The following is a 13456-nucleotide window of genomic DNA, read 5'->3' on the forward strand; positions in this document are numbered from 1 at the left end:
TCCTTTCGGGGACGTATCCTTTTATTTCCATGAAAAAGCGTGTTGTTGTCGGTTTATCAGGTGGGGTAGATTCCAGTGTTGCCGCGTATTTGCTTCTGCAGCAGGGATACGAGGTGATTGGCATGTTCATGAAGAACTGGCATGACGACTCCGTCACGATCAGTGACGAGTGCCCCTGGATTGACGACAGCAACGACGCTATGATCGTGGCGCAGCATCTCGGCATTCCGTTTCAGGCCATCGACCTGAGCGAGCAATACAAGGCCCGCATCGTGGACTATATGTTCAACGAATACCAGCGCGGCCGCACCCCCAACCCGGACGTGCTTTGCAACCGCGAGATCAAGTTCGACGTATTCCTGAACGCGGCCCTCAAGCTCGGCGCCGATTTTGTAGCCACCGGCCACTACTGCCGGCGCGGTGTGACCGAAGCAAACGGCCGAACAACGTACCAGTTACTGGCCGGGAAGGATCCGAACAAAGATCAAAGCTATTTCCTGTGTCAGTTGACGCAGGAACAACTGTCGCGCTCGCTCTTCCCCATCGGAGAGCTGCTGAAGCCCGAAGTGCGTGCGATCGCAAAAGAAGCAGGTCTGGTAACGGCCGATAAGAAAGACTCACAAGGCCTGTGCTTTGTCGGCAAGGTCCACCTGCCCGAATTCCTGCAACAACGACTGGGCCCCAAAAAGGGCAAAGTGGTCAATATACCGGCGGAGGCTACCTCCTTCCGGAATGGCTATGCGCACGACAACCTCGTGGCCCTGACCACGCCGTATGCCATGGCGCCCGAAGCCGGCAACGTGGTGGGCGATCACAACGGTGCGCATTATTATACCATTGGTCAGCGTAAGGGTCTTAACATCGGCGGCTTTCCCGAGCCCTTGTTTGTCATCGGCACCGACACCGATAAAAATATTATCTATACCGGTATGGGCGAAGATCACCCGGGTCTATACCGCCAGGGGCTCTTTGTACCCAATGCCGACGAGCACTGGATCCGTCCCGACCTGCAACTGTCCGTAGGCGAATCGCGCGACTATAGGGCACGTATACGCTATCGCCAACCCCTGGTGAAGTGTACCCTGCACAAACGCCCGGAAGGCTTGTATGTTATTTTTGAAAATCCAACAAAAAGCATAACGCCGGGTCAATTTGTAGCTTGGTATGAAGACGAAGAGCTGATCGGCTCGGGTGTCATCAACGCATAATCCTCCCGTGAGTGGTCTGCAAATATTGTTTAGGAGTAGAAAACGCCTAAACGAAAAGATGCTATGGAGGGTTGCGCCATTGAGCGATCTACTGGAAAACCGTGAGGGTTGCCTCCCCCTTTCGGGTAATATTTTTATATAATTGCTACATTTTCGTGTAGCAAGCCTCTCTTTGTTGGCACGTTTTTCTAATTTCGCAGTGAAACAAAACTCACTTTATGAAAAAAGAAACTCGTTTACTGGCACTACTGGCCATGTTGGTAGCTTCCTTCTCGTACCAGGGAGCCAGCGCACAAGCAGAACTTGACAAAGGCAACCTCCTCCTAAATGCAGGTGTTGGCTTCGGCTATTATTATGCCGGTGGCGTATCATTAAACATAAATGCAGAATATTCGGTTACTCCTGAACTCGGGATTGGTGGTTACTTTGCTTACACCCACTGGGAGAATGACTGGGGCTATGCTGGCAACCGCTACGATATCGGTTATAATTTCATTGATATCGGCGCACGTGCCTCGTACCACTTCGCGAAGCTCTTTGGTGTGAAGAACCCCAATTTCGACCCTTATGCTGGTGCATTCCTGGGCTTTGTGACCTCTAGCAACGACTATGATGGAAATGGCTACGACGATGACGACTATGACGGCGGCCTCCGCACCGGTATCCACGCAGGTGCACGCTATTACTTCGCCCCCAACTTCGCCGGCTACGGCGAGCTCGGCATCGGCCTCTCCCCGCTCGTACTGGGTGTAACACTGAAACTGTAATACAACGGCAACGGTTAAAGTACACGACATAAAAAAGGCCGTCTCTCTCCAGGGACGGCCTTTTAAATACAGAGTGAGTGTGAGAGCGGGAGCGAAAAGGCATTCTTTTTCTTCGCTCTCACACTGACACTCACACTGTATGCATGGAGCCAGTGGATCAGTGATCCTTAAATCCACTAACCCCCCCCGACACAATAAACTTCATCGCCACGGGTCCGGATACATTTAACGGTTTGATATTCTCTCGGGGTACAAAGTAATGATACCCCGAAAAGGCATACGAATGTGGAAAATATACCACCACCATGTCTTCTAACCCCAACTCGCTCAAATCGTTTTGCGTGATAAACCCGATCTGATACAAATTATTATCCTTATTGATCCGCACGAGCACCGGCTTATTAAACTTCTTCTTGTCGCCCACGAACGCGCCCAGCAAATCTTTCACCGCGGAGTAAATAAGCTTCACCAGCGGAATCTTATTCATGCCGTGGTCGAGCCAGTCGCTCAGGGTCTTGAAGGCGAAGTTGGTCGTGAGGTAGCCAAAGCCGGTAATGGCGACCAGGATGATGGCAAAGCCGAGACCGGGGTACGGCAGCATAAGCAGACTGTCAAGCCAGCTAAAAGATATAAAGATGAAATAGGCCGTGGCTACCAACGGGACAATAAAGACCGTCCCACTGAAAAAATAGCGGATGATGCGTCGAAAAGTATTATCCATGGATACGGTGAATACAGCGTGAGTGCGAGAGCGAAATAACGCGCGATCAGACCAGCTGCTTCGCGTGCGCAAGGGTTGATACCGGCGTCAGAATTTTGGTGACCGCCAGTCGCACCGCTTCGTCTACCTGCTCGTCGATGCTGACATACGTGGTGTCGATTACGATGGCATCGTCCGCTTTACGCAACGGACTTTCGGCGCGCGTGGTGTCCAGCAGGTCGCGTTGTTCGATGTTCTCGATGACTTTGTCCAGCTCGACCAGTTGTCCTTTCTCCATCAGCTCCTGCTGGCGGCGTGTGGCACGCACCAGCATATCCGCTGTCATGAACAGCTTCAGCTCGGCATTTGGAAACACCACGGTGCCGATGTCGCGGCCGTCCATCACCACACCACGTTCCTTGCCCATGCGGCGTTGCTGCTCCACCATGGCCGTCCGTACCTCTTTGAGTGCGCTCACCTGGCTTACGTTGTTGGAGACCTTCATCTTTCGAATCTCTTTCTCCACGCTCAGCCCGTTCAGGTAAGTCTCCGACACGTTGTGCGCGTTGACTTTGAACGATACATGTATTTGCTCCAGCGCCCGGGCAATCTCTTTTGGATTGGTCAATGAGATATGATGCTCTAGAAAATAGACCGTTACGGCCCGGTACATGGCGCCGGTGTCGATATACTTATAGCCCAGGATAGCGGCCACCAGCTTAGCCGTGGTGCTTTTACCACAGGCAGAATATCCGTCTATAGCAATGACTATTTTTCGTAAGTTCATCAGCAGTCTTTGTGAGGACAAGGAATGGGTCTACCAGGCTTCAGTTTCTTGTTCTTATGCGACGAAGCGCAGCCGTCGGCCAGTAAAACCACCGCCGATACGAGGATCGCTACTTTCAATAGTCTGATGCTCAAAATAAATCCCTTTTTGATTGACATGTAAAAATAGAAAATTCGGCGGGTTATTCCGAAAATCAACCGCAATCTCCGTCCAAACGTCCACCGTTTTCGTTATTGTTTAGTAAGTTCGATAAAATTGCTACCTGTATGACGGAAAATAACCAAGAGGGCCAGGGCCAGAATGAGAAGGCCTTTAAGAATTTTGGCAAGCGCGTAGATGAATTCCTGGTCGAATTCGAAGAGGCGGGCGAAAGACTCAAAAAGGAATTTGAAGGAAAATTCGAAGAGCTGCGAGTCTCGGCTGAAAAGCTCAAAAAAGAAGCTGAGAGCAGCGACCGTTGGAAGGACGTGGAGCAAAGCCTCAAGCGTGCCGGCGACGAGCTGGGCAACGCCTTTAAGGCCGCCTTCAACAACAAGAAGAACTAAAAAAGAACGGCCGGAGCCTGTCACCAGACACCGGCCTGCCTTTAAATCTTTACGGACTTCCATCGCCCGCGCCGGAACACCAAAATAGCCGCGACAGCAATAGCCGATTCAGCAATCGAAATGGCTGAATACACTCCTATCGGGCCCGTGTGCAATACATTGGCCATCACATAGGCAAACGGAATCTGAAATGCCCAGAACCCGATCAGGTTAATGATGATCGGTGTACGGGTGTCGCCTGCCCCATTAAAAGATTGGTTAATGACCATGCCATACGCGTAAAAGATGTAGCCCAGCGACACGACCTTCAGACACAGTATCCCGCTGCGCAACACCTCGGCATCGGTGGTAAAAAAACCGAGAATGTTATCCGCCAGTATAAAGAACACGATCGTCACAATCCCAAGAAAAATCATATTCAGAAATGCTGCCCGCCAGGCTGACTGCTCGGCACGGTCGGGACGACCGGCCCCGAGGTTCTGCCCTACCAGCGTCGCGGCGGCATTCGCCATACCCCAGGCAGGCAAAATAGCAAACACGATTACCCGCATCGCTAGAGTATATCCGGCAAACGTCGCGCTCCCAAACGTATTGACAAGACGTGACAAAAACATCCAGCTGGTGGCTCCTATCAGAAACTGCCCAATGCTGCCGACAGATACATTCAACAGCCGCGCAATAATATCAAGCCGCAGGGCGATGTTGGCACGATCCAGCTTCATAACACTCTTTCCATTCAATAGGTGGTATAATTGAAAGAGCACACCACAGCCTCGGCTGACCGTCGTCGCGATGGCGGCACCTTTTATACCGAGACCCGGTATCGGTCCGAGGCCCAGGACACAGATCGGTGCCAACAGAATGTTCAGACCGTTTGACAGGATCAGTGACTTCATGGCAATCGAAGCATCCCCCGCACCGCGAAACACACCGTTGATCAGGAACAAGAGCACGATTGTAATATTACCGCCAAGCATCCATTGCGTATAACTCACATTACGCTGAATAAGCGTTTCAGAACCGCCCATGAGCCGTAGAATGTCGTCGGAAAAAAACAAACCAACCACACTGACCACCATCGAAAACCCGATGCCTATATAAATGGCCTGCATCCCGGCTACCCTCGCGCCCGGAATATCTTTTTCGCCCACGCGACGCGCCACCATGGCGGTAGCGCCCATGCTGAGCCCCATTGCCGCAGAATAGATCAGCGCCAATACCGACTCCGTTAGCCCAATGGTCGACAACGCATCGACGTCATTCAACCGGCTCACAAAGAAAATATCGACCAGGGCAAAGATCGACTCCATCGACATTTCCAGGATCATCGGCACCGACAATAAGAAAATGGCGCGATTCAGATTCAAGGAAGTATAGTCTTGCTCGCTGCCTTTTATGGCCGTCCAAAGAAGACGAAAAAAGGATTTAAGCCTTTTAGAAAATGACATAATAAAGGTATTAAATGAATTAGATCGTAAAAAAAGGATATAGGAAAGAGGCAGGATCTTCAGGAGGAGGTCTTGCAAAAAAACTGCTATATGAGCAAAGTTAAGCGAGTGTGTACATCGGTGATAACGTTTAAAGTGCCTTATGAGGATAGAACCAAAGTTCACGAAAATGTAATGACAATGGTTGTCCCTGTGCGATTATTTTTCTGTGAACGGTAAAAGAAAAAAGGCCGCCCGTTCAAGGCAGCCTGGCAGAATCTCCTGATGTTATAACACCGATCAGTCGCGATTGACCGAGCTGTTGCCCGATACATCGGCATTTACTTCCGGATCGCCCCGGTATAAAATCGAGCTTGAGCCACTGGCAACAGCATTCAATTCCTCCGACACATGTACCTGGCCTGAGCTTGCCCCGGCTGCATTCATGGTTGCCGTACGCACAGGAAAGGAAAAGGCGCTCAGAATGGAGGCGCCCGAAAGCTCGGTATCCAGGGCATCGGCTTCGCCGGTCATGATCAGCTCCGACGCGCCCGACAACACCGCCCTCACACGCTTATACGTGGCATCGAGCTGTGCTTTGGTGGCGCCCGAGAGGAACAGGTCCAGGGCATCTTCCGGTTCGTTAAATCCTTTGATAATGGGTATTGATGCGCCCGAAAAATTAGCGGCACGCAATTTCGGCATGGTGATGTCTATATACGTATCGTGTTTCCGGTTGCCGTCTTTTTCAAAACGAATGATCAGCGTCGAGCCACTTTTGTGTACATCCAGGTCGTCAAGATTGCGACGGTCGCCACGCACGTGTACGCTATAGATGCTGGATTCTTCTACTGTCACCCGAAATGCGTTACCCATTTCAAGCCGATCGAAGTCCGTGTCGTTATAATCGCGTTCAGTTTCTTGTATGGGTCCCGGATCTTCGCGTTCGCAAGAGCTTGTTATAAAGGTAAGCGCCAGCAAAAAGGCGGGCACGCATAGGTGTATATACTTTGCCATGGTTGTCTTTGTCTGATGCCAGGACAACTATCTCACGGGCATCCCCTATGCGTGCCTTAAAAATAATCGTGCCCTTGCGATCAGGCGATCGATATGCTCTTGGCGTTCACAAATTCGTGTATGCCGAGCTCAGAAAGCTCCCGGCCGTAACCCGATTTTTTTACGCCGCCAAACGGCAGGCGCGGATCGGATTTCATCAGGGCGTTGATAAACACCGACCCCGAATCTACCTCGCGCGCCAGTCGCTCGCCTTTTTCCAGGTCGCGCGTCCAGATCGACGCACCCAGCCCGTAGCGGCTGCTGTTGGCCAGCATGATGGCCTCCTCTTCCGTCTTGGCGGTAATGACAGCCGCCAGTGGTCCGAAGGTCTCCTCATCAAATGCCGGCATACCGGGTTTTACGTTATCGAGCAGCGCCGGCTGAAAGCTGGCGCCGGAGTATGTGCCACCCGTTAGCAGACGCGCACCCTTCTTCACCGAGCCTTCCAGCTGTCGGGCCAGCGCTTCCGCCAGGTCTACCCGGGCCAGCGGCCCTGTGGTCATTTGCGCATTAAACGGATTGCCCTGCTTCAAGGCGGCTATGCTCTTTTGAAAGCGATCTAAAAATTCATCCTTAACCGATTCCAATACAATAAAACGTTTGGCCGATATACACGACTGACCGGCGTTCTGCATACGCGATTGGGTCGCAATCTTTACCGTCAGGTCAAGGTCGGCATCAGGCAATACAATAAAAGGGTCGCTGCCACCCAGCTCCAATACCGACTTCTTGATATTCGCCCCGGCAATGGCCGCCACGTGCGACCCGGCCTTCTCACTACCGGTCAACGCTACACCTTGTACAATATCAGATTCGAGTACCGCGCGAACCATGTCGGTATCGATCAACAGCGACTGGAACACTCCTTCAGGAAAACCGGCTTCCCGGAAGATATCCTCAATGATAATGGCACACTTGGTGACATTGGCGGCATGCTTCAGCACACCCACATTGCCGGCCAGCAGGGCGGGAATGGCAAAGCGGAACACCTGCCAAAAGGGAAAATTCCAGGGCATGACACCCAGCACGGTGCCAATGGGCTGGTAGGCCACCAGGGCGCGACGCGACTCGGTTTGTATCAGCTCGTCGGCCAGGAATTTGCCGGCGTTGGCGGCATAATACTCACACCCTTTGGCGGACTTTTCGACCTCGATCAGTGACTCGGACAGAATCTTGCCCATTTCCCAGGTAATGGTGCTGGCATACTCTTCCTTGTTTTGGCGCAGCAGGGCGGCCACCTTCAACATCAATTCGCACCGGTGCGAAAGCGATGTCTTTTTCCAGTGCTTAAAAGCCCTGGCGGAGTGGTCGAGTTTGTCTTGCAAAGCGGCAGCCGATAGTAGCGGATATTCCCCAATAACGGCCTGATCGTAAGGGTGGATGGATTTTAACATAGCGTAAGGTCAATAAAAACGAATGCGAACATACTTCATTTGAAGCATACGAATAGCACGAAGCTGGGTTTTCGAAAAGTGACGGCGCGGTTTTTGAACTTTCCCTTGCAAACCGGTCGTTATGAAAGCACCTATCAAAATATCGCTCCTGTCGCTCACGCTGTTTGCACCGTCGGCCTACAGCCAACAGCAATCCGGCCAGTCCAGGTTCACTGCCTCGGAACAGCTGAAAATTACCCGCGTTTCTAACCGGGAGAATTTTCTGGAAAATCGCATTGCCTCCCTGGAGTATGATACCCGGCGTACCGCCGATCTTTGGATTTGTCTGTATACCCTGCCGCAAGAAGGAACCTTGCACGATACGGTGCGCATCACCCTGGACGATCGCACGGTAGCGGTACCCGCGGAAGTGGTTACTGAGCAACGTACGCTGGAAGTGGAGAAGGAGCGCGAAAACTCGTCGCTGGATTATACCACCGCGCAAGGCGCGCACAGTTCTACCAGCTCGTCGTCTTCTGCTCTCCAGGTAAATCCCGATGGCACAAACTCAACCGTACATTATCAAGGCGACACCAAGTTGGTAGTAAATCCCAACGGCTCGCAGACTGTACTACCCAACAACGAAACTTCTTCAGTAGTGAGCCCCGAAGGGAAAAAGCAGATGCAAAAGATGAACACAACCACGACTCCCGTCGTGAACCCCGACGGGTCACACTCGACGATCTTTCACTCCGCGCCGCTAACAACAACCGCTACCAGCACAACCCGAAAAAAAGAGAAGGCAACGTTGGTGCCCGTAAACTATAGCCGCCTGCATATACAGGCAACGCCTGCGCTGCTGAAACAATTGAAACAGGCAAAAACACTGGCATGGGAAATCCAGCTCTCCGGCCAGACCATTGAGATGGCCATGTATACCCGCCCGTTGGAGCGTTACCAGAAGAAGCTGGCCGCGGCAGAAGCCGGTGGTAAAACGCCGCGCTAGTTGTTAATAACGCGACGGCCTCCGCGAAAGCGTTTCTGGTAATACTCGGCAAAGAGGTTTGTCTCCACCACACCCAATGTGCTGGAGGCGTGAATGAACTTGATGTTGTCCTTGCCCTTCCGTTCTGTCACCAGTCCTACATGCGTTACTTTGCGTTTACGGTTGCCCGTGGCAAAGAATACGAGGTCGCCGGGTTGCAGATCTTTCATGTCTACTTCCTCGCCAATCTTGCTTTGCCCTTCGGAGCTGCGGGGCAGGCTGACGTCAATCACACGAAAGGAGTTGATGAGTAAGCCCGAGCAGTCCATGCCTGCGCGAGAGGTGCCACCATACTTGTACGGTGTGCCGATAAAGCTGCGCGCTGCGCCAATTACCTGGTCCGCCCGATCATCCCTAACACGCGCTTGTTTGTGCGCGCTACAGGAGAATAAAAGAAAAAGTGTTGCCGTCAGGACGACCGGAAGCAGTTGCTTTTGATTAATTTTGAGTTCAAAAAATTGCTTCATACCGAAGTTTAAAAAGTACAACAAATATACCAGATTCATGCCATTTGCAGAAGTATCTACCGACATCATCGGCCTGTTTGAAGGAATTGTAGGCGCAGAACATGTGATCGTGGACCCTGAAAAGCGCTATAACTATTCCCACGACGAGACAGAGGACTATTCGTTCCTGCCCGATGTGGTGCTGCGTCCCGGCACGACCGATGAGGTAAGCCGCATCATGCGTCTCTGCAACGAGCATTCGCTGCCGGTGACCCCGCGCGGTGGCGGCACGGGCCTGGCCGGCGCGGCTCTGCCCATTGAAAAGGGCGTCGTGGTGTCCATGGAGCGCTTTGACAAAATTCTCGAAATCGACGAGCTCAACCTGCAGGCCACAGTAGAGCCCGGCGTGATCACCGAAGTATTTCAAAACGCCGTCAAGACGAAGGGCCTCTTCTACCCGCCCGATCCCGCCAGCCGCGGCACCTGCTTTATCGGCGGCAACGTGTCGCAGAACAGCGGCGGCCCCAAGGCTGTGAAGTACGGCGTCACGCGCGACTACGTCCTCAACCTGGAAGTAGTCCTGCCCAATGGCGAAGTCATCTGGACCGGCGCCAACGTGCTCAAGAACTCCACCGGCTATAACCTCACGCAGCTCATGTGTGGCAGCGAGGGTACGCTCGGTATCATTACCAAGATCGTGTTTAAGCTCCGCGGCCTCCCGCAAAAGTCCGTGCTGTTGCTCCTGCCCTTTGTCACCAACGCCGAAGCTTGCCGCGCCATCGCCGAAATATTCCGCGCCGGCGTACAACCTTCCGGCATGGAGTTCTTCGAACGCGAAGCGGCAATGAAGACCATCGACTACTGTGAAAAAATCTATGCCGCCAAGGTCACGACGTCGTTCCCCGAGAACATGGACGCCTACCTGCTCTGCGAACTGGACGGCAACGACGACGAAGTATTGATGCGCGACGCAGAACGCGTGATGAACGTGGCCGAGCAGTTCCAGGTAGGAGAAATTCTCTTTGCCGATACCGCCGCGCAAAAGGACGAGCTGTGGAAGATTCGTAAGAACATCTCCCCCGCGGTAAACGCATACTCCCTCACAAAGTCGGAAGATGTTGTCGTGCCCCGCGCCAACCTGCCCAAGCTGATCGTCGGCATCAAAGAGATCGGCAAGCAGTACGGCTTCAACTCGGTATGCTTTGGCCACCTCGGCGACGGCAACCTGCACGTAAACGTGCTGAAAGAAAATATCAGCGACGAAGACTGGCACACCAAGATCGTCGAAGGCATCGGCGAGATCTTCAAGCTCACCGTAAGCCTCGGCGGCACACTGTCCGGCGAGCACGGCATCGGCATTGCCAAGAAGCCCTATATGTCGATCGCCATGCGCGAAGCCAACCTCGCCGTCATGCGCGGCATCAAACTGGCATTCGACCCAAAAGGTATACTCAACCCAGGAAAGATATTCTAACCACAATGGTTGCTGGCGCAAGTCTTAGCCCCGCCGCGGGGCGGAGACTTGTGCCTGTCTTGTACTGTAGCCATTCGTGGTGGATCCGCTGGCACCAAAGGCGCAACCACAGACTGGCGTGGAGTCAGTTGGCGCTGAAGGCCGCAATTCGTATTTTTCCATCATGGAACTGATCATCACCATTCTCGCGGTCGCAGCACTCGCCCTTGTCTTTTACCTCCTCTTCAAAGTATTCAAGTTCATCACCCGCCTCATCCTGGTCATCATCTTTCTGGCCCTGGCCTACATCACCAACCCATCCCTGGTTCGCCACGAAGCCGCCGTGCGCACGAAATCCGAAAAAGACGGTACATCACTCGAAGGTTGGACCGTTACCGTTACAGATCTAAAGGTAGCTTCCATCACACGCCTGACCCAGGGCAACAGCAACAAGGCCGTCGGCGTCGGTGCATTCACGAGGGTATGGATCTTCCGTGCCGTGCCTTAGCGAGGCCTACCACTGACGGAAAAAAGGTCGTGCGTGTGGTCATTCCTTGCTATATTTCATAAAATCAAATTCCACAACCATGATCCAGAGAATGACCTATGCCTGTCTGTTAGCCTCGTTGCTGGCGTGCAGTACCAAAAAAACCGAAACACCCGCGGCCGATACTACCGCTACAAAACCGGAAGTCGTGGCGCCTGCTGCTTCACCGGCGGCACAGCTGTCAGAAGCCGACGCCGCGGCCGGCTACAAGCTATTATTCGATGCCCAGACACTCACCGGCTGGAAGTACTTCAAGGATAAACCCAGCGACAGCTGGGACGTTGTCGACGGCACGCTACACTGCAAGCCTTTTGTGGACGGCCGTGAGAACCAGCGCGCCGATATCATGACGGTCGATGAATACGCCAACTTCGAGCTGGCCTTTGATTGGAAAATCTCCGCACAAGGCAATAGCGGCGTGATGTTCCGCGTGACGGAAGAAAATGATCAACCGTACCTGTCAGGCCCCGAGTTTCAGCTCATCGACAACGAAGGTTATCCCGGCGACCTGAAGCCCGAGCAATTTACCGGCGCCAATTACGACATGCATACCGCTCCGGATGCAAAACCTAAACCGGTGGGTGAGTGGAATGAATCACGATTGGTCGTGAACGGCAACCACGTAGAACATTGGTTGAACGGCGCCAAGGTGGTGGAATATGAGCTGGGCTCTGCCGACTGGAAAAAGCGCAAAGCCAAAAGCAAGTGGAACGACGCCAAGAACTACGGCACCGCCAAGACCGGCCACATCGACTTCCAGGATCACAACCACGAGGCCTGGTTCCGGAATATTCGCATTAAGACATTATAATGAAATATACCCAGCCCTGAAAGGGCGCAACAAAATAGCCCAGGCTGAAGCGAAGGCCTGGGCTCACCCAACCATCACACCTCAGCCCTGAAAGGGCGCAACAATTCGAAGTTTCCTAACTCCACTGCGGCATACCCGTCACAAACTCCTGCACATTGTGCTTCGTCACAGCACCCAGGTCGTTGCGCTGAACAAATACTTCGTGTTGACGAGTGGAACTGGTGCCTCGTTTCAGAATATCCTGAATGACCGACAAGTATTTTTCGTAGCCCATCTTTGCCGCATATGGACGAAGCGTCTTCAGCCAATCGGCAATATCCTTCCGCAGGAGCTTAGTCTTACCATTGCGCGTTACCACTACTTCCGCATCGAGGCCGTAGCGTATGGCACGCCATTTATTCTCGCGAAAGATCCAATGTTTGAGCGGTGTGCGCGCGCTTACCCACTCATCTTCGTGCTCGCGAAACCAATGTGCCAGCAGGTGTATAAAAGCCACGATGCCGAGTGCTTCGGCCAGCGACGCGGGCTCGTCACAAAAACGCAGCTCCAACGTACCCAGCGTGGGACTGGGGCGTAAATCCCACCACAGGTCTTTCATACTTTGAATGGCCTTCGAGCGTAGCAGGAAATGATAGAGCTTCTCAAACTCCGACCAATTCCCCACCAGGTACGGCATGCCCGCGGTGGGCATTGCCTCGTACGTTGTCGGACGGCATGACGAGAGGCCGGTGTACATGCCCTGCCAAAACGGAGAGCTGGCCGACAACGCCAGAATGTGCGGCAGGAAACTCATAAAAAAATAATTGTAGCGTATACATTCTTCTCCCGACGCCATGCCGAGGTGTACGTGCATGCCGTATACGGCCATACGGCGGATAAGCCATTGGTTGCGATCGATCAGCTCGTTGTAGCGCGGCGAGGGCGTAATGAGGCGATCTCGGTAATCCGCCAGTGGATGCGTGCCCGTAGAAGAAAGGGCTAGTCCGAGGCCGGCACTAACCTGGCGTGCGTGCGCCAGCGCTGTGGTCAGGTCTCGCTCAACCGCCTGTACGTCGGCACACACACCCGTGACAATTTCCAGGGTGCTTTGAAAGAACTCTTCTTTGAATGTTTCGGAATCGACCCGCTCGAGAATCTCTGCGGCACGCGGCGTGAGCTGCAACGTCTGCTGATCGAGCACCTGCAGCTCGAGCTCCACTCCCAGCGACAGCGTTTGCTGACTGCTGGTGAACGGCAATTCGACAAGATGGTTATCCGGCATGATAAAAATTAAAAAAGATACCGGGCAATC

General features: G+C 53.1%; 14 protein-coding genes. 7 read left to right on the forward strand and 7 right to left on the reverse strand.

The window, feature by feature from the left end; translation table 11 throughout:
• Window positions 1-23 precede the first annotated feature (23 nt).
• Together mnmA and K7P01_RS09000 are read left to right on the forward strand one after the other, a co-directional pair.
• Window positions 24-1208, forward strand: a complete 1185-nt coding sequence (gene mnmA, locus K7P01_RS08995) for a tRNA 2-thiouridine(34) synthase MnmA (protein ID WP_267292378.1) — start codon at window positions 24-26, stop codon at window positions 1206-1208.
• 218 nt (window positions 1209-1426) lie between these two features.
• Entirely contained in the window at window positions 1427-1975 is a 549-nt protein-coding gene (locus tag K7P01_RS09000) for an outer membrane beta-barrel protein (protein WP_267292023.1), read from the forward strand.
• Between the two features lie 157 nt (window positions 1976-2132).
• Here the strand turns inward: K7P01_RS09000 and K7P01_RS09005 are convergent, their stop codons facing one another.
• Window positions 2133-2696: a DUF502 domain-containing protein gene (locus K7P01_RS09005; RefSeq protein WP_267292025.1), complete on the reverse strand. Its 564-nt coding sequence runs from the start codon at window positions 2694-2696 to the stop codon at window positions 2133-2135.
• A 46-nt stretch (window positions 2697-2742) separates the two neighbouring features.
• Entirely contained in the window at window positions 2743-3462 is a 720-nt protein-coding gene (gene cmk / locus K7P01_RS09010) for a (d)CMP kinase (RefSeq protein WP_267292027.1), read from the reverse strand.
• Window positions 3463-3728: 266 nt separating this feature from the next.
• On the opposite strand from cmk, the gene K7P01_RS09015 reads away from it, so the two are divergent.
• On the forward strand, window positions 3729-4007 hold the full coding sequence (locus K7P01_RS09015; RefSeq protein WP_267292029.1) for a hypothetical protein: 279 nt from the start codon (window positions 3729-3731) through the stop codon (window positions 4005-4007).
• 41 nt (window positions 4008-4048) lie between these two features.
• Here the strand turns inward: K7P01_RS09015 and K7P01_RS09020 are convergent, their stop codons facing one another.
• The 3 genes from K7P01_RS09020 to K7P01_RS09030 form a co-directional block, all read right to left on the reverse strand.
• Entirely contained in the window at window positions 4049-5455 is a 1407-nt protein-coding gene (locus K7P01_RS09020; RefSeq protein ID WP_267292031.1) for an MATE family efflux transporter, read from the reverse strand.
• A gap of 279 nt (window positions 5456-5734) precedes the next feature.
• On the reverse strand, window positions 5735-6451 hold the full coding sequence (locus K7P01_RS09025) for a head GIN domain-containing protein (protein ID WP_267292033.1): 717 nt from the start codon (window positions 6449-6451) through the stop codon (window positions 5735-5737).
• An 80-nt stretch (window positions 6452-6531) separates the two neighbouring features.
• Complete coding sequence (locus tag K7P01_RS09030) at window positions 6532-7884, reverse strand: NAD-dependent succinate-semialdehyde dehydrogenase (protein ID WP_267292035.1); 1353 nt, start codon at window positions 7882-7884, stop codon at window positions 6532-6534.
• A gap of 121 nt (window positions 7885-8005) precedes the next feature.
• On the opposite strand from K7P01_RS09030, the gene K7P01_RS09035 reads away from it, so the two are divergent.
• Window positions 8006-8869: a hypothetical protein gene (locus K7P01_RS09035; protein ID WP_267292037.1), complete on the forward strand. Its 864-nt coding sequence runs from the start codon at window positions 8006-8008 to the stop codon at window positions 8867-8869.
• On the opposite strand, the gene K7P01_RS09040 is transcribed toward K7P01_RS09035, so the two are convergent.
• Window positions 8866-9375, reverse strand: coding sequence for a C40 family peptidase (locus tag K7P01_RS09040; protein ID WP_267292039.1), 510 nt, complete (start codon window positions 9373-9375; stop codon window positions 8866-8868). The two genes, K7P01_RS09035 and K7P01_RS09040, sit on opposite strands and share 4 nt — an antisense overlap.
• Window positions 9376-9412: 37 nt before the next feature.
• On the opposite strand from K7P01_RS09040, the gene K7P01_RS09045 reads away from it, so the two are divergent.
• The 3 genes from K7P01_RS09045 (at window position 9413) to K7P01_RS09055 (ending at window position 12165) form a co-directional block, all read left to right on the forward strand.
• Window positions 9413-10828, forward strand: coding sequence for an FAD-binding oxidoreductase (locus K7P01_RS09045; protein WP_267292041.1), 1416 nt, complete (start codon window positions 9413-9415; stop codon window positions 10826-10828).
• A gap of 118 nt (window positions 10829-10946) precedes the next feature.
• A complete protein-coding gene (locus K7P01_RS09050; protein WP_267292043.1) occupies window positions 10947-11315 on the forward strand; it encodes a hypothetical protein in 369 nt (122 codons plus the stop codon).
• 79 nt (window positions 11316-11394) lie between these two features.
• On the forward strand, window positions 11395-12165 hold the full coding sequence (locus tag K7P01_RS09055; RefSeq protein ID WP_267292045.1) for a 3-keto-disaccharide hydrolase: 771 nt from the start codon (window positions 11395-11397) through the stop codon (window positions 12163-12165).
• Window positions 12166-12280: 115 nt separating this feature from the next.
• Here K7P01_RS09055 and K7P01_RS09060 read toward each other — a convergent pair whose 3' ends face one another.
• Complete coding sequence (locus K7P01_RS09060) at window positions 12281-13426, reverse strand: carboxylate-amine ligase (protein WP_267292047.1); 1146 nt, start codon at window positions 13424-13426, stop codon at window positions 12281-12283.
• Window positions 13427-13456: the final 30 nt, after the last annotated feature.

The sequence above is a fragment of the Parachryseolinea silvisoli genome, from assembly GCF_021190955.1.
GTDB lineage: Bacteria > Bacteroidota > Bacteroidia > Cytophagales > Cyclobacteriaceae > Ohtaekwangia > Ohtaekwangia silvisoli.

Coding starts and splice junctions, on each gene's coding strand:
- K7P01_RS09000 (WP_267292023.1), top strand. CDS start 1,427: ATGAAAAAAGAAACTCGTTTACTGGCACTACTGGCCATGTTGGTAGCT.
- K7P01_RS09005 (WP_267292025.1), bottom strand. CDS start 2,696: ATGGATAATACTTTTCGACGCATCATCCGCTATTTTTTCAGTGGGACG.
- cmk (WP_267292027.1), bottom strand. CDS start 3,462: ATGAACTTACGAAAAATAGTCATTGCTATAGACGGATATTCTGCCTGT.
- K7P01_RS09015 (WP_267292029.1), top strand. CDS start 3,729: ATGACGGAAAATAACCAAGAGGGCCAGGGCCAGAATGAGAAGGCCTTT.
- K7P01_RS09020 (WP_267292031.1), bottom strand. CDS start 5,455: ATGTCATTTTCTAAAAGGCTTAAATCCTTTTTTCGTCTTCTTTGGACG.
- K7P01_RS09025 (WP_267292033.1), bottom strand. CDS start 6,451: ATGGCAAAGTATATACACCTATGCGTGCCCGCCTTTTTGCTGGCGCTT.
- K7P01_RS09030 (WP_267292035.1), bottom strand. CDS start 7,884: ATGTTAAAATCCATCCACCCTTACGATCAGGCCGTTATTGGGGAATAT.
- K7P01_RS09035 (WP_267292037.1), top strand. CDS start 8,006: ATGAAAGCACCTATCAAAATATCGCTCCTGTCGCTCACGCTGTTTGCA.
- K7P01_RS09040 (WP_267292039.1), bottom strand. CDS start 9,375: ATGAAGCAATTTTTTGAACTCAAAATTAATCAAAAGCAACTGCTTCCG.
- K7P01_RS09045 (WP_267292041.1), top strand. CDS start 9,413: ATGCCATTTGCAGAAGTATCTACCGACATCATCGGCCTGTTTGAAGGA.
- K7P01_RS09055 (WP_267292045.1), top strand. CDS start 11,395: ATGATCCAGAGAATGACCTATGCCTGTCTGTTAGCCTCGTTGCTGGCG.
- K7P01_RS09060 (WP_267292047.1), bottom strand. CDS start 13,426: ATGCCGGATAACCATCTTGTCGAATTGCCGTTCACCAGCAGTCAGCAA.